General features: G+C 60.1%; 18 protein-coding genes and 1 riboswitch. Of the genes, 14 read left to right on the forward strand and 4 right to left on the reverse strand.

Annotated elements, in window-relative coordinates; genetic code table 11:
• The first annotated feature begins 271 nt into the window (after positions 1-271).
• Positions 272-2194 (forward strand): asparagine synthase (glutamine-hydrolyzing), encoded by a 1923-nt coding sequence (asnB, locus tag ACKFRX_RS08840; RefSeq protein WP_408927685.1) that lies wholly within the window; start codon positions 272-274, stop codon positions 2192-2194.
• Positions 2195-2260: 66 nt separating this feature from the next.
• Here the strand turns inward: asnB and ACKFRX_RS08845 are convergent, their stop codons facing one another.
• Positions 2261-2605: an iron-sulfur cluster assembly accessory protein gene (locus ACKFRX_RS08845; RefSeq protein ID WP_005324455.1), complete on the reverse strand. Its 345-nt coding sequence runs from the start codon at positions 2603-2605 to the stop codon at positions 2261-2263.
• Between the two features lie 141 nt (positions 2606-2746).
• Here ACKFRX_RS08845 and ACKFRX_RS08850 point away from each other — a divergent pair, with 141 nt between their 5' ends.
• Positions 2747-3439, forward strand: coding sequence for a DUF3043 domain-containing protein (locus ACKFRX_RS08850; protein ID WP_040425198.1), 693 nt, complete (start codon positions 2747-2749; stop codon positions 3437-3439).
• Between the two features lie 12 nt (positions 3440-3451).
• Positions 3452-4246 carry a nicotinate-nucleotide--dimethylbenzimidazole phosphoribosyltransferase gene (locus ACKFRX_RS08855; RefSeq protein ID WP_316128116.1) on the forward strand — a complete coding sequence of 265 codons (795 nt, stop codon included), beginning with the start codon at positions 3452-3454 and terminating at the stop codon, positions 4244-4246.
• Positions 4247-4254: 8 nt separating this feature from the next.
• Here the strand turns inward: ACKFRX_RS08855 and ACKFRX_RS08860 are convergent, their stop codons facing one another.
• Positions 4255-5352 (reverse strand): branched-chain amino acid aminotransferase, encoded by a 1098-nt coding sequence (locus ACKFRX_RS08860; protein ID WP_316128115.1) that lies wholly within the window; start codon positions 5350-5352, stop codon positions 4255-4257.
• 103 nt (positions 5353-5455) lie between these two features.
• Between ACKFRX_RS08860 and ACKFRX_RS08865 the strand changes: the two genes are divergently transcribed.
• From ACKFRX_RS08865 to thiC, 3 genes are all read left to right on the forward strand, one after another.
• A complete protein-coding gene (locus ACKFRX_RS08865) occupies positions 5456-6943 on the forward strand; it encodes a leucyl aminopeptidase (RefSeq protein ID WP_316128114.1) in 1488 nt (495 codons plus the stop codon).
• A gap of 38 nt (positions 6944-6981) precedes the next feature.
• Positions 6982-7518 carry an isochorismatase family protein gene (locus ACKFRX_RS08870; protein WP_316128113.1) on the forward strand — a complete coding sequence of 179 codons (537 nt, stop codon included), beginning with the start codon at positions 6982-6984 and terminating at the stop codon, positions 7516-7518.
• 316 nt (positions 7519-7834) lie between these two features.
• A riboswitch (TPP riboswitch) is annotated at positions 7835-7945 on the forward strand.
• Positions 7944-9725 (forward strand): phosphomethylpyrimidine synthase ThiC, encoded by a 1782-nt coding sequence (thiC, locus tag ACKFRX_RS08875; RefSeq protein WP_005328979.1) that lies wholly within the window; start codon positions 7944-7946, stop codon positions 9723-9725. Its footprint overlaps the riboswitch before it by 2 nt.
• On the opposite strand, the gene ACKFRX_RS08880 is transcribed toward thiC, so the two are convergent.
• On the reverse strand, positions 9717-10127 hold the full coding sequence (locus ACKFRX_RS08880) for a hypothetical protein (protein ID WP_005328980.1): 411 nt from the start codon (positions 10125-10127) through the stop codon (positions 9717-9719). The genes thiC and ACKFRX_RS08880 overlap by 9 nt on opposite strands.
• A 125-nt stretch (positions 10128-10252) precedes the next feature.
• Here ACKFRX_RS08880 and sucB point away from each other — a divergent pair, with 125 nt between their 5' ends.
• From sucB to ACKFRX_RS08915, 7 genes are all read left to right on the forward strand, one after another.
• Positions 10253-12298, forward strand: a complete 2046-nt coding sequence (sucB, locus tag ACKFRX_RS08885; RefSeq protein ID WP_284843747.1) for a 2-oxoglutarate dehydrogenase, E2 component, dihydrolipoamide succinyltransferase — start codon at positions 10253-10255, stop codon at positions 12296-12298.
• Positions 12299-12591: 293 nt separating this feature from the next.
• Positions 12592-15435 carry an aminomethyl-transferring glycine dehydrogenase gene (gene gcvP / locus ACKFRX_RS08890; protein WP_408927686.1) on the forward strand — a complete coding sequence of 948 codons (2844 nt, stop codon included), beginning with the start codon at positions 12592-12594 and terminating at the stop codon, positions 15433-15435.
• 2 nt (positions 15436-15437) lie between these two features.
• On the forward strand, positions 15438-16550 hold the full coding sequence (gene gcvT, locus ACKFRX_RS08895) for a glycine cleavage system aminomethyltransferase GcvT (protein WP_408927687.1): 1113 nt from the start codon (positions 15438-15440) through the stop codon (positions 16548-16550).
• A gap of 36 nt (positions 16551-16586) precedes the next feature.
• Positions 16587-16979 (forward strand): glycine cleavage system protein GcvH, encoded by a 393-nt coding sequence (gcvH, locus tag ACKFRX_RS08900; RefSeq protein ID WP_250408626.1) that lies wholly within the window; start codon positions 16587-16589, stop codon positions 16977-16979.
• A gap of 80 nt (positions 16980-17059) precedes the next feature.
• Positions 17060-17863 carry a lipoyl(octanoyl) transferase LipB gene (lipB, locus tag ACKFRX_RS08905; RefSeq protein WP_005324431.1) on the forward strand — a complete coding sequence of 268 codons (804 nt, stop codon included), beginning with the start codon at positions 17060-17062 and terminating at the stop codon, positions 17861-17863.
• A gap of 127 nt (positions 17864-17990) precedes the next feature.
• A complete protein-coding gene (lipA, locus tag ACKFRX_RS08910) occupies positions 17991-19055 on the forward strand; it encodes a lipoyl synthase (RefSeq protein WP_005327094.1) in 1065 nt (354 codons plus the stop codon).
• An 81-nt stretch (positions 19056-19136) separates the two neighbouring features.
• Positions 19137-19922 (forward strand): DUF4191 domain-containing protein, encoded by a 786-nt coding sequence (locus tag ACKFRX_RS08915; RefSeq protein WP_250408625.1) that lies wholly within the window; start codon positions 19137-19139, stop codon positions 19920-19922.
• A gap of 74 nt (positions 19923-19996) precedes the next feature.
• Here ACKFRX_RS08915 and ACKFRX_RS08920 read toward each other — a convergent pair whose 3' ends face one another.
• The gene (locus tag ACKFRX_RS08920) at positions 19997-20470 is read right to left on the reverse strand and encodes an RDD family protein (RefSeq protein ID WP_049377713.1); all 474 of its coding nucleotides are present in this window, start codon (positions 20468-20470) and stop codon (positions 19997-19999) included.
• Between the two features lie 118 nt (positions 20471-20588).
• Between ACKFRX_RS08920 and glnA the strand changes: the two genes are divergently transcribed.
• Positions 20589-22022, forward strand: a complete 1434-nt coding sequence (gene glnA, locus ACKFRX_RS08925) for a type I glutamate--ammonia ligase (RefSeq protein ID WP_005324424.1) — start codon at positions 20589-20591, stop codon at positions 22020-22022.
• Positions 22023-22047 lie beyond the last annotated feature (25 nt).

The raw sequence follows: 22047 nt of genomic DNA on the forward strand, positions 1-22047 counted from the left end.
TAGTGCACTCATTTCATATTCTCCTTCTGGTAGGTTACCGCCCCACCTGCACAATGTTCCAACCGCACCCCCAGCATCCACAGGATCCATGTGCGCCAATTCACAGGAATCGGGCGGAACCATCATCCGAAAGTTCGCACCCCTATCGGGGAAGCTTATTCCAAGGCAGTCGGCAGGTTTCCTTAAGCCGTGGCGTGTTCTGGTTTCACGCTCTCTGGCCGTAAAGTGGGTGACTAGCAATAGACGCTTATATATAAGGAGCAATCTTTTCATGTGCGGACTTCTTGGCATGCTCGCCGCCACAGGCAACGTAGATCAGTACGTTGACGCGCTGGAACGTTCCCTGCCCTGCATGCGCCACCGCGGCCCAGATGCGGCCGGCACCTGGCATGACGGCGATGCCGCCTTCGGCTTCAACCGCCTGTCCATTATTGACTTGGAGCACTCCCACCAGCCCCTCCGCTGGGGCCCGGAGGACGAGCCCGACCGCTACGCCATGACCTTTAACGGCGAAATCTACAACTACGTGGAGCTGCGCGAAGAGCTCAAGGGCCTCGGCTACACCTTCCACACCGAGGGCGATGGCGAGCCCATCGTGGTGGGCTACCACCACTGGGGCAAGGACGTAGTCAACCATCTGCGCGGCATGTTCGGCATCGTCATCTGGGACACCCACACCAAGACGATGTTTGCCGCTCGCGACCAATTTGGCATCAAGCCACTGTATTACGCCACCACCCCAGCAGGAACCGTCTTCGCTTCCGAAATGAAGTGCATCCTTGAAATGGCAGACGAGATTGGTCTAGAGCTCAACCTTGACCGACGCGCCATTGAGCACTACGTCGATCTGCAATACGTCCCAGAGCCAGAATCCCTCCACGCGAATATTCGCCGCGTTGAATCCGGCTGCACTGTCACTCTTCGCCCGGGCGAAGATGTCGTCTCCGAGCGCTACTTCAAGCCTCGCTTCCCTGTGCAACAGGTAAAGCAGGGCGAAGAGCAGCAGCTATTTGACCGCATTGCAGAGGCGCTGGAAGATTCCGTCGCTAAGCACATGCGTGCCGACGTCACCGTGGGTTCCTTCCTATCTGGCGGCATTGACTCCACCGCTATTGCCACCCTGGCCAAGCGCCACAACCCGGATCTACTGACCTTTACCACCGGCTTCGAGCGCGAGGGCTATTCTGAGGTCGATGTCGCAGCAGAGTCCGCGGAAGCTATTGGTGTGGAGCACATCGTCAAGATTGTCTCCCCCGAAGAATATGCCGAGTCCATCCCAAAGATCATGTGGTACCTGGACAATCCGGTGGCTGACCCCTCGCTGGTCCCGCTGTACTTTGTGGCGCAGGAGGCCCGCAAACACGTCAAGGTAGTTCTTTCCGGCGAGGGCGCGGACGAGCTCTTTGGCGGCTACACTATCTACAAGGAACCACTATCCCTCGCCCCATTTGAGAAGATCCCTTCCCCACTGCGCCGCGGTCTGGGCAAGCTCTCCCAGGTTCTACCCGAGGGCATGAAGGGCAAGTCTCTGCTTAATCGCGGCTCGATGACGATGGAAGAGCGCTACTACGGAAACGCTCGTTCCTTCAACTTTGAGCAGATGCAGCGCGTTATCCCGTGGGCAAAGCGCGAATGGGACCACCGCGAGGTTACCGCCCCCATCTACGCCCAGTCCGAAGACTTTGATCCGGTTGCCCGCATGCAGCATTTGGATCTATTTACCTGGATGCGCGGTGACATCCTGGTCAAGGCCGATAAGATCAATATGGCCAACTCGCTGGAGCTGCGCGTGCCATTCTTGGACAAGGAAGTCTTCAAGGTTGCCGAGTCCATCCCTTATGACCTGAAGATTTCTCACGGCACCACCAAGTACGCCCTGCGCAAGGCCATGGAGCAGATCGTCCCAGCGCATGTTCTGCACCGCAAGAAGCTGGGCTTCCCAGTGCCGATGCGCCACTGGCTGGCCGGCGATGAGCTATATGGTTGGGCTCAGGACACCATCAATGAGTCCCAGACCGAGGACATCTTCAACAAGAAGGAAGTCCTCGAGATGCTCAAGGAGCACCGCGATGGTGTTTCCGATCACTCCCGCCGTTTGTGGACGGTCCTGTCCTTTATGATCTGGCACGGCATCTTTGTGGAAAAGCGCATCGATCCACAGATCGAGCAGCGCGACTACCCAGTCAAGCTCTAAGAGCCTTCCACACATACAAAGAGGGTGGGTGCCAGTGGCACCCACCCTCTTATTCTGTCCTTCTATTTAGTTGAAGGAATCGCCACAAGCGCAAGAGCCGGTGGCATTCGGGTTATCAATGGTGAAACCCTGGGACTCAATGGTGTCAGCGAAGTCAATCTTGGCACCGGTCAGGTAGGGAACGGACATCTTGTCCACAACGAGGTTTACGCCGCCTACCTGGTCAACCTTGTCACCATCCAAGGTGCGGTCATCAAAGTAGAGCTGGTAGCGCAGGCCAGCGCAGCCACCAGGCTGTACGGCAATGCGCAGGGAGAGATCGTCGCGGCCTTCCTGATCAAGCAGCGCCTTTGCCTTTGCGGCTGCTGCTTCGGTCAGAATGACGCCGGTTGCGGAAGCTGGAGCGGTCATCACTTCTCCTCAATAAGTATTGGATTCGTTGCCACTACCCTACCCGGTTAGTTCAGGTGGGAAAAGGTAGCCCATACCTTCAACACCATCTGCGCCGGGCCTATTCCCCTATTCACACCTAAACCTTGTAGTGTGAGGAGCGTGAAACTCCCGTGGCAAAAAGATGACAAGACCTCCACTGAGCCTGCTCCTGTACAGGACAAAGCTCAGGCAGAAGTTCAGGAAGTGCCCCAGCGCAAGGGCTATACCCCACCGAAGGGTCGTCCTACGCCAAAGCGCGCAGAGCAAGAGATTGCACGCGGCGTAAAGCGCGATCCCCATGGCATGTCCGATGCGCAGCGCTACCAGCACCGCAAGGACATGAAGAAGTCCATGAGCAAGGACGAGTGGAAGGAATATAAGAAGAAGGAGCGCCAAGAGCGTCAGCAGGCCAACCGCGAGCAGCAGGCTCGCATGGCAGAAGGCGATCCGCGCTTCCTGCCCGCGCGCGACCAGGGTGAGGTGCGCGCCTATGTACGCGATTGGGTGGATGCCCGCCGCAGCCTGAGCAACTGGGTCATGCCGATGGCCTTGGTGCTCATCGTGGTCATGTTCTTGACCTACGCGGTACCCAGCATTGCGACGATCATCAATGCGGTAGCGATGGTTATCCTCGTTATCTTCGCCATCGAGGGCGTCATTTTGGCCCGCCGCTGCAATAATGCCGTGCGCGCCAAATTCCCTGGCACCACCGAAGCCGGCTTTAGCCTTGGTTTTTATGCGTATTCTCGCGCCAGCCAGCCGCGCAAGTGGCGCATCCCGCGCCCCCGCGTGGAGCTCGGCGCTGACGTTTAGGGAGGGCTACTCATGGCCATTGCGCAGCCCGATAAGCAGGCACATACCGCACAGGACGCACGGCTCGCCCCTTGGGGGCGCCTGACCGACGCCGCTCAATGGCTGGCTGCTTGCCAAGGCGCGGCGCCTGCCCATGAGCCGCGGCGCGTGCGGGCCGTGATTTTCGCGGATCAAGAGACCTCGCTTTCAGCTGCTGAGACCGCCGCGCGTCGCGCCGAGGCCGGGCTGAATGTAGTCACCGTGACGGATTATTCCCAGGCCTACAGCCTTGGAGCCGAAACAGCGGATGCGGAAATTGATGCCGGGGCTGACCTACTCATTCCCGGCGGCGAAGAGCTCGCACGAGTACCGGCCGTGGTAATGGCAACTATGACGCAAACGGAACCGGTAGTGATCGTCGGCAAGCAGCGCAGCGTGGAAGACTGGAAGCGCGAGGTTTGCGCTATCCGGGACGCCATGTTCCGCGCACGCAACCTCGAGGGCATGGAGCTGGTGGAATCGTGCCAGTCCACCGTGCTAGCAGCCACGGTGGGGTTCATTGCCCGGGCCGCGGAGCGCCGTACGCCCCTGCTTATCGACGCCCCCTTGACCGCCACCGCCGCGCTTCTTGCTGAGCGCGATAATCCCGGTGTGAAAGACTGGCTCTTCGCCACCACGCTGTCCACTGCCCCTGCGCACAAGTTGGCACTGGAAAAGCTAGGGCTCCACCCCCTGATGGAACTGGGAATGGAGCCACAACCTGCGCTCGGCGCGCTCGCGGCGCTGCCGATGCTGCTCACCGGAGTGGAGATCGCCGCGGAGGCCTAAGCGGGGGACTACTTCACTAGGGTATGGAGCCAACCGTGGGAATCTTCCACTGCGCCGCGCTGGATTCCGGTGAGGCGCTCGCGCAGGGCCATGGTGATCTCCCCCGCTTCGTTGCCATTGACCTGGAAATCCGCAGAATCTCCCATTACGTGACCCACCGGAGTGATAACTGCGGCAGTGCCACAGGCAAAGGCCTCTGACATAGCGCCGGATTCGGCATCGCGCTGCCACTCTTCGGTAGTGATGCGGCGCTCGGTAACCGTGTAGCCCAAATCCTGCGCTACCTGCAACAGGGATTCGCGGGTAATGCCGGGCAGCAAGGAGCCCGATAGTTCTGGTGTAACAATCTCCGCGCTATCACCAGAGCCATACACAAACATCAGGTTCATTCCGCCCATCTCCTCGATGTAACGGCGCTCAATGGCGTCCAACCAGACCACTTGGTCACAGCCCTTTTCATCTGCCTGGGCCTGCGCCAAGAGCGAGCCTGCGTAGTTGCCCGCAAACTTGGCCGCGCCGGTGCCGCCAGGGGCTGCGCGCACGTAGTCGGTGGATAGCCACACCGAAACCGGCTTGATCCCGCCGCTGAAGTAGGAACCCGCTGGGGAGGCAATGAGCACATAGCGGTAGGAATTGGCGGGGTGAACACCCAAGGAGACCTCGGTGGAGATCATAAACGGGCGCAGGTACAGCGCTGCTTCCCCGCCGGCTTCTGGTACCCAGTCCTGATCCGCTTCCACCAATTGGCGCAGAGACTCGATAAACTCCTCCTGCGGAAGCTCGGGCATAGCCAGGCGCTCAGCGGAGTTGATAAAGCGCTGCGCATTGTGGTCTGGCCGGAAAGTAGCGATAGAACCATCCGGCTGACGGTAGGCCTTGATGCCCTCAAAGATAGCCTGCCCATAATGGAATACGTTGCTGGCCGGGGCCATGCTCATCGGACCGTACGGGCGCACCTTAGCATCGTGCCATCCCTTTTCTTCGGTCCAGTCAATGGTGACCATGTGGTCTGTAAAGTGCTTGCCAAAGCCGGGATTGGCGAGGATATCGCTCAATTCTTCCGCGGACGTAGGGTTATCGTTACGAGTAATCGTGTAATCAAGCATGCCCACAATCTACCCCTTTATCTATAGCGAGGCAGGAATAAGTTCATCGCCGCGCGGTACAGTGGAGGGAAGATTGATAAGCCTTTCCATAAAGGAGGACACAATGGCACAGACCGATCTACCCGCACGCGGCCACTTTCCCCAGGTAAAGCTGGGAAAGAAGGTTCCTAAGAAAGCAGAAGCACTGCTGATCGCTGCATTCGAGGGCGAAGGCGGCCTCGAACTGCCAGGCACCGATCTACTTGGGGGCGCAGCGCTGCGCTCCACTTATGAAGCACTAGTGGCCGTAGGGGCCTCTGGCAAGGCCGGTGAGGTCACGCGCGTGCCGGCTCCGGCCAAGGCGGGCGTAGCATCCATCATCGCCGTTGGCTTGGGCGATGCGGAGGAAGTAGACGATGAGACGCTGCGCCGCGCTGCCGGCCAAGCCGCGCGTTCCATCACCAAGGTGGGGGCCGTAGCCACCTCCCTGGGCGACTTTGGTATCGCCCCAGTGGTAGAAGGCCTCATCCTCGGCGGCTATAAGTACTCTGGCCTGCGCTCCGAGTCGGCCGCGGAAACCACCACTTTCACCGTGGTGGCGGAAAAGTCCGCACAAGAGGAATTCGACAGCGCCAAGATAACCGCCGAGTCCGTCCTCATCGCCCGCGACCTCGTCAATACCCCCTCCAACCTGCTCTACCCAGAAACCTACGCCGCGTTCCTGTCTGCCCAAGCGGCAGAAGCCGGCCTTGAGGTGGAGGTCTTGGATGAAAAGGCACTGGAAAAGCAGGGCTTTGGCGGCATCATGGCCGTCGGCCGCGGATCCGCCCGCCCGCCGCGCTTGGTCCGCTTGAGCTGGAAGCCGAAGAAGGCCAAGCGCCACGTCGCCCTAGTAGGCAAGGGCATTACCTTTGATACCGGCGGAATTTCCCTGAAGCCGGGCGCCAAGATGTGGGACATGATTTCTGACATGGGTGGTTCCGCTGCAATGGCCGCCGCCATCATCGCTGCGGCAAAGCTGAACCTGAAGGTGGGCATCACCGCTACCCTGCCGCTGGCAGAAAACATGCCGGGCAGCGATGCCACCCGCCCGGGTGACGTCATCACCCACTACGGCGGCATTACCTCCGAGGTACTCAACACTGACGCGGAGGGCCGCCTCGTGCTTGCCGACGCCATTGCACGCGCCAGCGAGGACAACCCCGATTACCTCATCGAAACCGCGACCTTGACCGGCGCCCAGATGGTCGCCCTGGGTGAGCGCACCGCCGGCGTGATGGGCTCGGAAGAATTCCGCGATCGCATGGCCGAGATTGGCCGCGAGGTGGGCGAGAAGGCTTGGGCCATGCCTTTGCTAGAAGAACACGAGGAATCCGTGAAGTCTGCCAGCGCCGATATCCGCAATATCAACGCCAAGCGTGAGGGCGGCATGGAATACGCCGGCACCTACCTCCAGCACTTCGTGGGCGAGGGAATCGAATGGGCTCATATCGACGTGGCAGGCCCTTCTTTCAACACCACGGGCTCTTATGGATACACCCCGAAGATGGGCACCGGCGTGCCCACCCGCACGGTAATTGCCGCCCTGCGCGAGATTGCTGAATCAAAGTAGCATCACAACAGGCTTAGTGCGTTTAGAATCCTAGAAGCATGAAGCCTGCTTTAATCATCGTTGACGTACAACATGACTTCTGCCCCGGCGGCGCCTTAGGCACCGAGCGGGGCAATGAGGTCGCTGCAAAAATCGCCTCCCTGCAACAGGACTACGAAACCGTCGTAGCCACGCAGGATTGGCACATCGATCCGGGTTCTCACTTTTCTAAGGACCCGGATTTTGTCGATTCTTGGCCGGTGCACTGCGTAGCCGAGTCCCACGGCGCAGCCATGCATGAGGCCATCGGGCCGGCGCAAGCCTACTTCCGCAAGGGCGAATACACCGCCGCCTATTCTGGATTCGAGGGCGCTGCGAACGGCACCTTGCTCGCTGACTGGTTGCGCGAGCACCGCATAGACGCCGTGGATATCGTGGGCATTGCCACCGATCACTGCGTGCGCGCCACAGCCGCCGACGCACTTAGGGAGGGCTTTTCCGTCCGCGTACTGCGTGAATATTGCTCCCCAGTGGACGAAGCCCGCGGCGAGGCCGCGTTGCAAGAGTTGGCCGCCGCCGGCGCCATCATCTGCTAAACACAGGAAAACGCCTACGGCCCTCGAACCGAATCTGGTCCGAGGGCCGCTGGCGTCTCTCTACAAGGTGTTTCCATGTATCGGCTAAAGTAGCCGCCCTCTGGAAACGGGAGGGGTTCTCTCTATCTCTCTCGCATGCGCTCTCTCAAACGCATGATTTAAGTATGGAATGCCGATATTGGATCCGGGTGTCAAGTACCTGAAAGTTTCCTGTTGAATTGTGCCACCAAGGCTCCTACTACCTCACCTCGGCAAATGCGTCTCCACCAAATTGGCGAAAGCTCTGCGCTACGCGAGACGATTGTTATAGGGTGATCTGCGTCCCCACGGGTGCCCGAGCACGGGCTGAGAGTGCGCTAAAGCTGCGCATAGACCGTTCGAACCTGTTTGGTTAATACCTACGAAGGAAGAGAGGAGCGCTTGCCATGACGGCTGCCCCAGAAAACCACCCTAAGCATTCCTATTCCCCCATTCACCACGACGGTCTAGAAGTTCCAGAGACCGAAATCCAACTGGATGATTCCCCACAAGGCCCCAATGAGCCCTTCCGCGTCTACCGCACGCGTGGGCCAGAATGCGCACCTGAAGTGGGGCTACCGGCCCTGCGCAGCGAGTGGATTAGCGAGCGCGGAGATACCAAAGAGTACGCCGGTCGCGGCCGCGAGCTGGCTGACGATGGACGTGCCGCACAGCGCCGCGGGGCGTCTTCCCAAGAGTGGAATGGCTCTAAGCGCCCGCCGCTTAAGGCTCAGCTCGGGCGCCGCGTAACTCAAATGCACTACGCCCGCCAAGGAATCATCACCCGCGAAATGGAATTCGTAGCACTGCGTGAGCACTGCGATCCGGAATTCGTTCGCGCTGAGGTAGCTCGCGGCCGCGCCATTATCCCTAATAATGTCAACCACCCCGAGTCTGAGCCCATGATCATTGGGCGAAAATTTCTCACCAAAATCAACGCCAATATTGGTAACTCCGCGGTTACCTCCTCCATCGAGGAAGAAGTGTCCAAACTGCGCTGGGCTACCCAGTGGGGCGCGGACACCGTAATGGATCTTTCCACTGGTGACGATATCCACACCACCCGCGAGTGGATTCTGCGCAATTCCCCAGTTCCCATTGGCACCGTGCCTATTTACCAAGCATTGGAAAAAGTCAATGGCGTGGCAGAGGATCTGACCTGGGAAATCTTCCGCGATACCGTCATCGAGCAATGCGAACAGGGTGTGGACTATATGACCATTCACGCCGGTGTGCTCTTGGCGTATGTACCGCTAGCAAGCAATCGCGTGACCGGCATTGTCAGCCGCGGTGGCTCCATCATGGCGGGATGGTGCCTTGCTCACCACAAAGAGTCATTTCTGTACGAGCACTTCGATGAGCTGTGCGAGATTTTCGCTCAATACGATGTTGCATTTTCGCTTGGCGACGGCCTGCGCCCCGGCAGCCTTGCCGATGCCAACGACGCCGCCCAATTTGCAGAGCTAAAGACTATCGGCGAGCTTACCCGCCGCGCCTGGGAGTATGACGTCCAAGTCATGGTGGAAGGCCCCGGACACGTGCCGCTCAACATGATTCAAGAAAACAACGAACTCGAACAGGACTGGGCTTCAGATGCCCCCTTCTATACCCTCGGCCCTCTAGTTACCGATATCGCCCCTGGCTATGATCACATCACTTCCGCCATCGGTGCCGCCCATATCGCAATGGGTGGTACAGCCATGTTGTGCTATGTCACGCCGAAGGAGCACTTGGGACTGCCCAACCGCGATGATGTAAAAACTGGCGTCATTACTTATAAGATTGCGGCACATTCAGCGGACGTGGCCAAGGGACATCCAGGCGCCCGCGCTTGGGACGATGCCATGAGCAAGGCCCGCTTTGAATTTCGCTGGAATGACCAATTTGCGCTCTCCCTCGACCCAGAGACCGCGCAGGCCTATCACGATGAAACGTTGCCTGCTGAGCCAGCAAAGACCGCACACTTTTGTTCCATGTGTGGGCCGAAGTTCTGCTCCATGCGCATTAGCCAAGACATCCGCGAGATGTTCGGCGGGCAAATGGCCGAGCTGGGCATGCCGACGCTGGGCGAGCAGGTCCACGCGGCAGCCCACGGCTCAGCACCTGAGGAAGGTATGCAGGAAAAATCCGCCGAATTCCGCCGCAACGGGTCTCAAATTTATGTACGCGAGGATGCTGACCTAGCTTAGCTCTCGCCCTGTATCGGGATTTTCGCCGCGCTCAAATCGGGCGCGGCGTTGCCTTTGCTCTTCCCTTTTGCGCAAGATGCGCTGCCTTTCCATGCGATCGCGCATGCGCTGCGGATAGCCGGTTTCTTCTACATCATAAATATCGCAGCTCAAAAGTTTGGCCACCGCATCGATGCCCTTTGGCCCGCCGATACGACGGCGAATGAACTCGCCGTTTTCATCCACAACAACAACGGACATCTCATTGACTACCGTTTCCGGCTCCACAAAGGCTTCTACAAAAGCCTTTCCGGCGGCCCACTGTTGCAGATCCTGCGCGTCTTCCGGGCGGACGGTCTCCCCCGGTCCGCGGGGTGGTCGCAGCGACGATCTGGACTTATTGCGGCGGAAAGGGTTGAACATAATTGCCTAGCTTACCCGGAAGGAGGGTAGTTACTAACCCCACATCTGCACGAGGGTGAGCATCACGCTGTAAGATTGTCGGGTAGCGATAGAACACTTCCAACTTTCGAGGAGTCTTATAACTCATGGCGAACTCCGTTGAGATGCCCGAGCTGGGCGAATCCGTAACCGAAGGCACCATCACGCAGTGGCTCAAGTCCGTCGGCGATACCGTCGAGGTAGACGAACCATTGCTCGAGGTCTCCACCGATAAGGTCGATACTGAAATCCCCTCCCCCGTAGCCGGCACCATTATTGAAATTAAGGCTGACGAGGATGACACCATCGAGGTTGGCGAAGTCATCGCCATCATCGGTGACGAGGATGAGGCAGGCTCCGCATCCAACGACTCCTCCGCTGATAAGGGCGAGGAAGAAGCAGAAGAAAAGAAGGAAGAGCCGAAGGCTGACTCCTCCAACGGCGGCTCCGGCGACGCAGCCGACGTGGAAATGCCAGAACTCGGCGAGTCCGTCACCGAAGGCACCATCACCCAGTGGCTGAAGTCCGTTGGCGACACCGTCGAGGTAGACGAACCATTGCTCGAGGTCTCCACCGACAAGGTCGACACCGAAATTCCTTCCCCAGTAGCAGGCACCCTGGTAGAAATCCTTGCCGACGAGGACGACACCATCGAGGTCGGCGAAGTCATCGCCCGCATCGGCGACGAAAACGCCACCGCATCCTCCTCCGAGGCCAAGCCAGAGCCACAGGAAGAAAAGAAGGAAGAGCCAAAGGCCGAAGAAAAGGAAGAGCCGAAGGCTGACTCCTCCAACGGCGGCTCCGGCGACGCAGCCGACGTGGAAATGCCAGAACTCGGCGAATCCGTCACCGAAGGCACCATCACCCAGTGGCTGAAATCCGTTGGCGACACCGTCGAGGTAGACGAACCACTGCTCGAGGTCTCCACCGACAAGGTCGACACCGAAATTCCTTCCCCAGTAGCAGGCACCCTGGTAGAAATCCTCGCCGACGAGGACGACACCATCGAGGTAGGCGAAGTCATCGCCCGCATCGGCGACGAAAACGCCACCGCATCCTCCTCCGAGGCCAAGCCAGAGCCACAGGAAGAAAAGAAGGAAGAGCCCAAGGCCGAAGAAAAGGAAGACAAGAAGCCAGAACCGAAGGCTGAGGAAAAGAAGGAGTCCAAGCAGGATTCCTCCCTGAACACCTCTGCCAAGGTCAACAATGGCGACAACGTTCCTTACGTCACCCCACTGGTACGCAAGCTGGCTGAAAAGCACGGCGTAGACCTCAACACCGTTGAGGGCACCGGCGTGGGCGGCCGCATCCGCAAGCAGGACGTGCTCGCCGCTGCTGGAGAAGGCGATGCACCTGCCAAGTCTGGCGCACAGTCTGATAACTCCCCTCGCGCGCGTTGGTCCACCAAGTCCGTGGATCCGGCCAAGCAGGAGCTCATCGGCACCACCCAGAAGGTCAACCGCATCCGCGAAATCACCGCCGCCAAGATGGTCGAGGCGCTGCAGATTTCTGCGCAGCTTACCCACGTTCAGGAAGTCGACATGACTGCCATCTGGGATATGCGCAAGAAGAACAAGCAGGCGTTCATCGACAAGCACGGTGCCAACCTGTCCTTCCTGCCATTCATCGTGAAGGCTACCGCCGAGGCTCTGGTCTCCCACCCGAACGTCAATGCGTCTTATAACCCAGAGACCAAGGAGATGACCTACCACTCGGACGTCAACATCGCTATCGCCGTTGACACCCCGAAGGGCCTGCTCACCCCGGTCATCCACAAGGCACAGGACATGACCCTGCCGCAGATCGCTCAGCAGATTGCAGAGCTGGCCGATAAGGCCCGCAATAACAAGCTGAAGCCGAACGATCTCACCGGTGCTACCTTCACCGTGACCAACATCGGTTCCGAGGGCGCCATGCTCGATACCCCGATCTTGGTTCCGCCACAGGCCGGCATCCTGGGCACCGCGGCTATTGAGAAGCGCCCGGTCGTTGTCAACGAGAACGGCCAGGACGCCATCGCCATCCGCCAGATGTGCTACCTGCCATTCACCTACGATCACCAGGTAGTTGACGGTGCGGACGCAGGCCGCTTCATCACCACCATCAAGGACCGCCTGCAGACCGCAGACTTCCAGGCAGACCTCGAAGTCTAAAGGTTCTATCGCCGCTTAAAGCCTCTTAGCCCCACCGCGGGGCTAAGAGGCTTTAGCTATGTCTGGGGTGCCAAGTGGGGGTGATGGATTCAAAAACGCCGGACTAATCCATCCCCTTTTATTCGAGGTGTTGAGGGTACCTTTCCTCTAAGCCCATGGTGAGCGCACTGGTCACAGTTCCATACAGTGACGCGCTGCATAAAAGTTTCCAAAGGAGGATCGGTTCACCCATTGCTAAACATATAATTGGGGCGGTTACAGCCACTGTCCCCCTATTAAGGAGTCTCACTGACATGGAATTCATCTCCCGCCACCTAGGGCCGGATTCTGCGGAGCAGGCCACCATGCTTGCGAAGGTAGGCTACGACAGCGTGGACGCGCTGGTCGATGCCGCCATTCCCTCAAAGATCCGCGCCGCAGAACTGCCTCAGCTTCCTGAGGCACTCTCGGAAGATGAAGCGCAGGCTACATTGCGGGAGTACGCCAACCAGAACACCGTGCTGAAGTCCTTCTACGGACAAGGCTTTTCTGACACCCTCACCCCCGCGGTCATCCGTCGCGGTTTATTGGAAGATGCGGGATGGTACACCGCCTATACCCCGTATCAGCCAGAGATCTCCCAGGGTCGTCTTGAAGCGCTATTGAACTTCCAGACCATGATTGAGTCCCTGTCCGGACTGCCCATCGCGAATGCTTCTTTGCTGGACGAGGCCTCCGCCACCGCGGAAGCCGTGGGGCTTATGTCCCGCGCGGTCAAGAAGGGTCGCCGCGTGGTGTTGGATTCTCGCCTGCACCCGCAGGTGCTTACCGTCGCCGCGGAGCGCGCCCGCGCAATTGACCTTGAGGTAGAAATCGTGGACCTGCGCGAAGGCCTCGTGGGCGAGGATCTCATCGGCGCAGTAATCGCCTACACCGGTACCGAGGGCGATATCTTTGATCCCTCCACCATCATCGAGGAGCTGCACACTCGCGGCGCTCTGGCTACCGTGGCCACTGACCCGCTTTCGCTGCTCCTGCTGGAGGCACCTGGCTCGCTGGGCGCCGATATTGTGCTCGGTTCTTCCCAGCGCTTTGGCGTTCCACTCTTCTTCGGCGGCCCGCACGCTGCGTACATGGCAGTCACGGAAAAGCTGAAGCGCCAGATGCCTGGCCGCATCGTAGGCGTGTCCAAGGACGCGGATGGGCGCCCCGCTTACCGCCTGGCACTGCAGACCCGCGAGCAGCACATTCGCCGCGAACGTGCCACTTCCAATATCTGTACCGCGCAGGCACTACTGGCTAATGTCGCCTCCATGTACGCCGTCTACCACGGCCCGCAAGGCCTCAAGGCCATTGCCCAGCGCGTCCACGCGCTCGCTTCCTCCTTTGCACAGTCCCTCAAGGATGCTGGAAAGCAACTCGTGTCCGAGGACTTCTTCGATACCGTTACCGTCGCCGGCGTAGACGCCGCCACCATCAAGGCTGACCTCCAAAAGGAGGGCTACCTCGTGCGCACCATTGGCGAGGACAAGGTATCGGTGTCCTTTGGTGAGTCGGCAACCAAGGAGGACGTCGCCAAGCTCGCCCACGCCTTTGGCGCCGACGCTGCTGAGGCGGACTTTGCTCTGCCGGAGAACCTGCAGCGCGGCGAGGAGCCGCTCCAGCACGAAATCTTCAACCGCATCCATTCCGAGACCCAGATGCTGCGCTACCTGCGCAAGCTGGCCGATAAGGACTTGGCGCTCGACCGCACCATGATCCCGCTGGGCTCTTGCACGATGAAACTCAACCCCACTGCGGCCATGGAACCCATCTCCTGGCCGGAGTTTGCGGGCATCCACCCCTACGCACCAGAAGAAACGACCGCCGGTTGGCGCGCATTGGTAGAAGAGATTGAGGGCTGGCTGGCCGAGGTCACCGGCTACGCCAAGGTCTCCATCCAGCCCAATGCCGGCTCCCAGGGCGAGCTGGCGGGTCTCTTGGCCATCCGCCGCTATCACGTAGCCAATGGCGATAACGAGCGCGATGTAGTGCTCATCCCAGCTTCCGCGCACGGTACCAATGCCGCCTCGGCAACGCTGGCTAACCTGCGCGTTGTCGTGGTGAAGACCGCCGAGGATGGCTCTATTGACCTGGCGGATTTGGATGAGAAGATTGCCAAGCACGGCAACCACATCGCCGGCATCATGGTGACCTACCCCTCCACCCACGGTGTCTTTGACCCCGAGGTCCGCGACGTATGCGATAAGGTCCACGCGGTGGGCGGCCAGGTCTACATCGACGGTGCGAATATGAACGCGCTGACCGGCTGGGCCCGCCCAGGCCAGTTCGGCGGCGATGTTTCCCACCTCAACTTGCACAAGACCTTTACCATTCCGCATGGCGGTGGCGGCCCGGGCGTAGGTCCGGTCGCAGTGGCCGAGCACCTCATCCCCTTCCTGCCCACCAACGCCGCGGATCCGCAGCTAGATGCCACCACCGCTACCCCGGTAGGTCAGGGCGTGCCAATTACCAATACCAAGTACGGCTCGGCGGGTGTGCTGCCGATTTCCTGGGCGTACCTCGCTATGACCGGTGCACAGGGACTGGCGCAGGCCTCCGCCCACGCCATTTTGGGCGCGAACTACTTGGCCAAGTCCTTGGAAGATTCTTTCCCTGTGCTCTACACCGGCAACGCTGGCTTGGTGGCGCACGAATGCATCCTGGATCTGCGCGCGCTTACCGACGCCTCCGGGGTCACCGCAGCCGACGTAGCCAAGCGCCTCGTGGACTTTGGTTTCCACGCACCGACCCTCGCCTTCCCGGTGGCCGGCACCCTCATGGTCGAGCCCACCGAGTCTGAAGACTTGGGTGAGCTGGACCGCTTCATTGAGGCCATGCGCACCATTCGCGCCGAGATCCAAGAGATCATCGACGGCGAGGTTTCCTACGAAGGCTCCGTTATCCACCACGCACCATTTACCGCGGAGTCCATCGGCTCCGATACGTGGGAGTTCTCCTTCAGCCGCGAAAAGGCCGCGTGGCCCGTGAAATCCCTACGCCACAGCTACAAGTACTTCCCGCCGGTGCGCCGCATCGACGAGGCCTACGGCGACCGCAACCTGGTCTGCAGCTGCCCACCACCAGAAGCTTTCGACATCGACGATTCTGAGGAGTAACCATGACCGAACTACTCACCTCCCCGCTTCATGCCGAGCACGACAAGCTCGGCGCCACCTTCACGGCCTTCGGCCCGTGGAACATGCCCTTGAAGTACCAGAACGAGCTGGACGAGCACCGCGCGGTGCGCAGCACCGCTGGCCTCTTTGACCTATCCCACATGGGCGAAATCTGGGTCAATGGCGCCGACGCCGGCAAGTTCTTGTCCTATGCCTTCATCTCCAACTTCGAGCCCCTCAAGGTGGGCAAGGCCAAGTACTCCATGATTACCGCTGAAGACGGCGGCATCATCGATGACCTGATTACCTACCGCTTTGAAGAGGACAAATTCCTCGTCGTCCCGAATGCCGGCAACGCCGATACCGTATGGGACGAGCTCAACAATCGCGCCGAGGGCTTCGATGTGACTCTGAAGAACGAGTCCCGGGACGTCGCCATGATCGCCGTCCAGGGCCCTAAGGCCGCAGAAATCCTCGTGCCGCTGGTAGAAGACAATAAGCAGGACGAGGTGTATAACCTCGGCTACTACGCTGCCACCATGGGCAAGGTAGCGCGCACCTTTGCCATTATCGCGCGCACCGGCTACACCGGTGAGGATGGCTTCGAGCTCATCGTGTATAACTCCGATGCCCCACAGCTGTGGGAGGAATTGCTCAAGGCCGGTGAAGAGTATGACATCAAGCCGTGCGGCCTTGCCGCCCGCGATTCCCTGCGCCTCGAGGCCGGAATGCCGCTCTACGGCAACGAGCTCTCTCGCGATATCACCCCGGTAGAGGCGGGCATGGCGCGTGCCTTTGCCAAGAAGGAGGCCGATTTTGTCGGCGCCGAGGTCATCCGCCAGCGCGCCGCCGAAGGCCCACAGGTGGCGATCACCGGCCTCACCTCCACGCAACGCCGCGCCGCGCGCGCCGGAGCCGAAGTATTCGTGGGAGACAAGAAGGTCGGAACCGTCACTTCCGGCCAGCCTTCCCCCACCCTGGGACACCCAGTGGCCATCGCGCTGCTGGAAACCAGCGCCGGACTCGAGCCCGGCGCCGAAGTCGAAGTAGAGATCCGCGGCAAGCGCTATCCTTTTGAAGTAACCGCGTTGCCGTTCTACAAGCGCGATAAGTAAACACTTTCTCAACGAGCCCGAAAGGACTACATCACCATGGCTACCCTTCCACAAGATTTCTCCTACTCCGAAGACCACGAGTGGGTCAACGCCACCGCTGACGCCGTCGCAGGCGCTACCGTGCGCATCGGCATTACCTCCGTCGCTGCCGATCGCTTGGGCGAGGTTGTCTTTGCTGAGCTACCGGAGGTGGGCGATACCGTCACCGCCGGCGAGTCCTGCGGCGAGGTGGAATCCACCAAGTCCGTCTCCGACCTCTACTCCCCTGTCACCGGCACCGTCAAGGACGTCAACGAGGCCGTGCACGATGACTACGCCGTCATCAACAACGATCCGTTCGGTGAGGGCTGGCTGTTCGAGGTCGAGGTAGATGAGGCAGGCGAGCTCATGGATGCCGCCGCCTACGCATCCGCTAACGGCTTGGACTAATTCGGCCCCACGCGGGAGGGTGTGCCACGCGCATCCTCCCGCTTTGCTTTGCCCGCCGCACCAGAGGAAACTTTGAGGCTATGACTGCACCACGCGATCCTTTCTTCCCCGCCGAGCGCTCCATTCGCGCCTCCGATAAGCCACTAGAGGTCCGTTTCTTAGGCCGGATGGACTACCAAGAGGCGTGGGACTACCAGGCCGAGGTAGCGGCCGCCCGCGCCAAGGGCGAGCAGGGCGACGTGGTGCTTGTGGTCGAGCACCCCAATATCTATACCGCCGGCAAGCGCACCCAGCCAGAGGATATGCCCGATAACGGCCTGCCCGTTATCACCGTGGACCGCGGCGGGCGCATTACCTGGCATGGCGAGGGCCAGCTGGTCATCTACCCCATTATCAAGCTGGCAGAGCCTGTCGACGTCGTCGACTATGTCCGCCGCTTGGAGGAAGCCACCATCCAGACGGTTCGCCAGATGGGGGTGACCACCGCTGGGCGCATCGACGGCCGATCGGGCGTATGGGTCCCCTCCACCACCCAGGCCAAGGATCCGGCTGCCCCGAAGCGCGACCGCAAGATTGCCGCCCTAGGCATCCGCATTACCCGCGGGGTGACCATGCACGGCTTGGCGCTCAATTGCTGCAATACGCTGGAGTACTACGACCACATCGTGGCCTGCGGCATCGATGACGCCGACGTGACCACCCTGTCCCTAGAACTGGGCCACCAAGTCACCCTCGAGGATGCCACCCAGCCGCTGTTGCAAGCGCTGGACGACGCCCTCTCGGGCCGCCTCATCGTTGCCGACCACACCTTCGGCTCAGCCCCGGATCCCACGAAGCTGGCTAATGAAAGGGCACGGGAGAGGCGTCGGCAAGCGCAGCAGTAGCCCTCGTTCGGGGCTGGCGCGGAATAGGATGTGACTGCGGCGACATATACCTAGAAGAGCTATTAGCCATCACCACCATCAACCGATAAAGTGAGTTTTTGTGACTGTAAAGCCTGAAGGACGCAAGATGCTCCGCATTGAAAAGAAGAATGCGGAGTCACCCATCGAACAAAAGCCACGCTGGATCCGCAACCAGGTCCGCACCGGCCCGGGCTACGAGGACATGAAGTCCCGCGTGGCCGGCGCCTCCCTGCACACCGTGTGCCAAGAGGCAGGCTGCCCGAATATCCACGAGTGCTGGGAATCCCGCGAGGCTACGTTCCTTATCGGTGGCGATAAGTGCACCCGCCGCTGCGACTTCTGCGATATTGCCACCGGCAAGCCGGAAGAACTCGACCGCGACGAGCCGCGCCGCGTGGCCGAAAATATCCGGGAAATGGACCTTAACTACACCACCATTACCGGCGTTACCCGCGACGATCTTCCGGATGAGGGCGCCTGGCTCTATGCCGAGGTCGTGCGCAAGATTCACGAGCTTAACCCGCACACCGGCGTGGAAAACCTCACCCCGGATTTCTCCGGCAAGCCGGACCTTTTGGAAGAAGTTTTTGAGGCCAAGCCAGAGGTCTTCGCCCACAACCTGGAAACCGTGCCGCGCATCTTTAAGCGCATCCGCCCGGCCTTCCGCTACGAGCGCTCCCTGGACGTTATCCGCCAGGCCCACGACTATGGCCTGATTACCAAGTCCAACCTGATTTTGGGCATGGGCGAGACCGAGGATGAGGTCGAGGAAGCATTGCGTGACCTGCGTTCTGCCGGCTGCGATATCATCACCATCACCCAGTACCTGCGCCCCGGCCCGCGCTTCCACCCGATTGAGCGCTGGGTGCGTCCAGAGGAATTCGTCGCCCACTCCAAGCTGGCCAAGGAGCTCGGCTTCGGCGGCGTCATGTCCGGCCCGCTGGTGCGCTCTTCCTACCGCGCCGGCCGCCTCTACGTGCAGGCCATGGAAAAGCGCGGCTTCGAGCTGCCAGAAAACCTCAAACACCTGGCTGAGACCTCCCAGGGTGCCACCGCCCAAGAGGCCTCCACCCTGCTGGAGAAGTACGGCCCCTCGGAGGAGACTCCAGTGACCACCCGCATGGCCAAGACTCCGGCTAATGCGAATTCGGCGGCGGCCACCATCCGCTAATCCGAACGTTTTCATAACGGCCTGCGCTTTTCGCGTGGGCCGTTTTAACATTTATGCCCGTTGACCTTTAAAGTAGGAGCCATGGCGAAAGATGACAAGGCAGCACTAAAGGCTGCAAAGAAGCAAGAACGCGCGGCCAAGCGCCAGCAGCGTAAGCAAACCTGGTCCCAGATGTGGCAAGCATTCAATATGCAGCGCAAGCAGGATAAGGCGCTTATCCCCATCATGCTGGGTGCCTTCCTGGGCATGGGCTTGCTCTTCTTCCTCATTGGCATGCTTTTTGGCGGCGAATGGTTCATGCTCATCCTCGGTTTGGGCATCGGCGCGCTGCTCGCTATGTTCCTCTTCACCCGCCGCCTTGAGCGCGATATGTACAAGCGCGTAGAAGACCAGCCGGGCGCCGCCGGCTGGGCGCTGGAGCAGCAGCTGCGCAATACCGTGGGCATCGTGTGGTCTGTGAAGACCGGTGTAGCCGCCACCCGCCAGCAGGATCTTATCCACCGCGTCATCGGCAACGCCGGCGTCATCTTCGTTTGCGAGGGCAATAAGAACCGCGTGCGCCCCACCTTGAACCAGCTCAAGAAACGAGTAGACAAGATCGCCGGCGGCGTTCCTGTCTACGAGATTTTCGTGGGCAACGGCGAGGACGAGGTTCCCGTATCCAAGCTGCGCAATAAGGTCATGAAGCTGCCGCGCAACTTCAATAAGAACGAAACCTACGAAAACATCCGCCGCATCGAGGCCATGGACTCCATGCCGGGTACCACCCCGGGTATGCCCAAGGGCCCAATGCCCCACCAGGCGCAGAACATGGCCGGCATGAACCGCCGCATGCGCCGCGCCCAGCAGCGTAAGAAGAATAAATAAGCGCCTAAAGCTAATCCCTGCTACACCGTCGGCGGCGTAGCAGGGATTTTCTTATGCCCTTGAAAGCAGCCTATCTAGGAGCGAATAACGATGGTGCCGGTGGCGCGGTCATGCATTCCGCGTCCATCCGCATCAACCATGGCTGCTGGGAACAGCACACCGGTGAGCACCGTGCGCAACGCCGCGCGCCATAGGCCCACGCGGGCACCGGGGACATCGAGTCGCGCCACGCCCATCCCCAGCAGCAGCATGCCGGGGGTGCGGGCAAAGAGCCAACCGCAGACAATGCCCATGATGACCCACAGGGCGTAGCCCAAGAAGGCCACACCGCCGAGTTCCGTCGTGAACATATGGATCAGGTTGGCAATGAGCATGCACACGATCCAGTCAATGGCCACGGCGCCGGCGCGGCGGCCAACGGGGGCCAGTGACCCCGGCCCGGACTCCGGAAGGCCGAGCTTTTCGCCCGGCCACCGACCGGGGCCTTCCATGTCATCGTATTCGCCCGGAATATTCGGCCCGTCGAGCCACGTACGCTTATCTGCCATGCTCACCAATCTAGCGGGCACAAAGTGAGATGTGAAACGAGGGGAATCGCGATGCCTCGGGCGCGAACCTAGTAGGCTATAGAGAGACAATTCACCGGTCAACAACGAGGAGACAAACGTGTCTTTCGAGACAGTGCAGGACATCGTCCAATTTATTAAGGACGAGGACGTAAAGTTCGTCGATATCCGCTTTACGGACGTCCCAGGCACCGAGCACCACTTTTCCATCCCAGCAGAAGAGTTCACCGTAGAAGATGCCGAAAGCGGCCTCGCTTTCGACGGCTCCTCTATCCGCGGATTCACCACCATCGATGAGTCCGACATGACCCTGCTGCCGGATCCAGCCACCGCACATATCGATCCGTTCCGCACGGCCAAGACCCTGAACATCAAGTTCTTCGTCCACGACCCATTTACCTTTGAGCCTTTCTCCCGCGACCCACGCAACATCGCGCGCAAGGCGGAAGAGTACCTGCAGTCCACCGGCATTGCCGATACCTGCAACTTTGGCGCTGAGGCCGAGTTCTACCTCTTTGACTCCGTGCGCTTTGGCACCGACGTACAGCACGGCTTCTACGAGGTGGATTCCGATGAGGGTTGGTGGAACCGCGATAGCGAAACCAACTTCGACGGCACCCCGAACACCGGCTACAAGACCCGAATGAAGGGCGGCTACTTCCCCACCGCGCCGTATGACAAGCACGGTGAGGTGCGCGACGCCATGGTAGAGAACCTGCAGAAGGTTGGCTTCGATGTCGAGCGCTTCCACCACGAGGTCGGTGCCGGCCAGAATGAGATCAACTACCGCTTCAACTCCATGTTGCACGCGGGCGATGACATCCAGACCTTCAAGTACGTGGTCAAGCAGACCGCGGCACAGTGGGGCAAGACCGCAACCTTCATGCCTAAGCCGCTGGCTGGCGATAATGGTTCCGGCATGCACGCCCACATGTCCCTGTGGAAGGACGGCAAGCCTCTCTTCCACGATGAGGCTGGCTACGCAGGCCTTTCCGATATCGCCCGCTACTACATCGGCGGTATCCTCCACCACGCCGGTGCAGTTCTTGCGTTCACCAACCCGACGCTGAACTCCTACCACCGCCTGGTGCCAGGCTTCGAGGCTCCGATCAACCTGGTGTACTCCCAGCGCAACCGCTCGGCCGCTATCCGTATCCCGATTACCGGTTCCAACCCGAAGGCCAAGCGCATCGAGTTCCGCGCACCGGACCCATCCGGCAACCCGTACTTGGGCTTTGCCGCCATGATGATGGCCGGCATCGACGGCGTAAAGAACCGCATTGAGCCGCACGCTCCAGTTGATAAGGACCTCTACGAGCTGCCACCGGCAGAGGCTGAGTCCATCCCGCAGGCCCCGACCTCCCTCGAGGCTTCCCTGAAGGCCCTGCAGGAGGACATGGACTTCCTCACCGAAGGCGATGTCTTCACCGAGGATCTCATCGAGACCTACATCAACTACAAGTACGAGAACGAGATCAACCCGGTCCGCCTGCGTCCTACCCCGCAGGAATTTGAAATGTACTACGACTGCTAGAGCTGCGCTTGCCGACGCCCCCTCT

Origin of the sequence: Corynebacterium tuberculostearicum (genome assembly GCF_046097465.1) — a bacterium.
GTDB lineage: Bacteria > Actinomycetota > Actinomycetes > Mycobacteriales > Mycobacteriaceae > Corynebacterium > Corynebacterium tuberculostearicum_I.

Bases quoted from the DNA above. Each gene is read 5' to 3' on its own strand.
- ACKFRX_RS08860 (WP_316128115.1), bottom strand. From the start codon at position 5,352: ATGCTTGATTACACGATTACTCGTAACGATAACCCTACGTCCGCGGAA.
- ACKFRX_RS08855 (WP_316128116.1), top strand. From the start codon at position 3,452: ATGGCCATTGCGCAGCCCGATAAGCAGGCACATACCGCACAGGACGCA.
- sucB (WP_284843747.1), top strand. From the start codon at position 10,253: ATGGCGAACTCCGTTGAGATGCCCGAGCTGGGCGAATCCGTAACCGAA.
- gcvH (WP_250408626.1), top strand. From the start codon at position 16,587: ATGGCTACCCTTCCACAAGATTTCTCCTACTCCGAAGACCACGAGTGG.
- ACKFRX_RS08845 (WP_005324455.1), bottom strand. From the start codon at position 2,605: ATGACCGCTCCAGCTTCCGCAACCGGCGTCATTCTGACCGAAGCAGCA.
- lipA (WP_005327094.1), top strand. From the start codon at position 17,991: ATGCTCCGCATTGAAAAGAAGAATGCGGAGTCACCCATCGAACAAAAG.
- ACKFRX_RS08915 (WP_250408625.1), top strand. From the start codon at position 19,137: ATGGCGAAAGATGACAAGGCAGCACTAAAGGCTGCAAAGAAGCAAGAA.
- ACKFRX_RS08880 (WP_005328980.1), bottom strand. From the start codon at position 10,127: ATGTTCAACCCTTTCCGCCGCAATAAGTCCAGATCGTCGCTGCGACCA.
- gcvP (WP_408927686.1), top strand. From the start codon at position 12,592: ATGGAATTCATCTCCCGCCACCTAGGGCCGGATTCTGCGGAGCAGGCC.
- ACKFRX_RS08870 (WP_316128113.1), top strand. From the start codon at position 6,982: ATGAAGCCTGCTTTAATCATCGTTGACGTACAACATGACTTCTGCCCC.
- ACKFRX_RS08920 (WP_049377713.1), bottom strand. From the start codon at position 20,470: ATGGCAGATAAGCGTACGTGGCTCGACGGGCCGAATATTCCGGGCGAA.
- asnB (WP_408927685.1), top strand. From the start codon at position 272: ATGTGCGGACTTCTTGGCATGCTCGCCGCCACAGGCAACGTAGATCAG.
- ACKFRX_RS08865 (WP_316128114.1), top strand. From the start codon at position 5,456: ATGGCACAGACCGATCTACCCGCACGCGGCCACTTTCCCCAGGTAAAG.
- lipB (WP_005324431.1), top strand. From the start codon at position 17,060: ATGACTGCACCACGCGATCCTTTCTTCCCCGCCGAGCGCTCCATTCGC.
- thiC (WP_005328979.1), top strand. From the start codon at position 7,944: ATGACGGCTGCCCCAGAAAACCACCCTAAGCATTCCTATTCCCCCATT.
- gcvT (WP_408927687.1), top strand. From the start codon at position 15,438: ATGACCGAACTACTCACCTCCCCGCTTCATGCCGAGCACGACAAGCTC.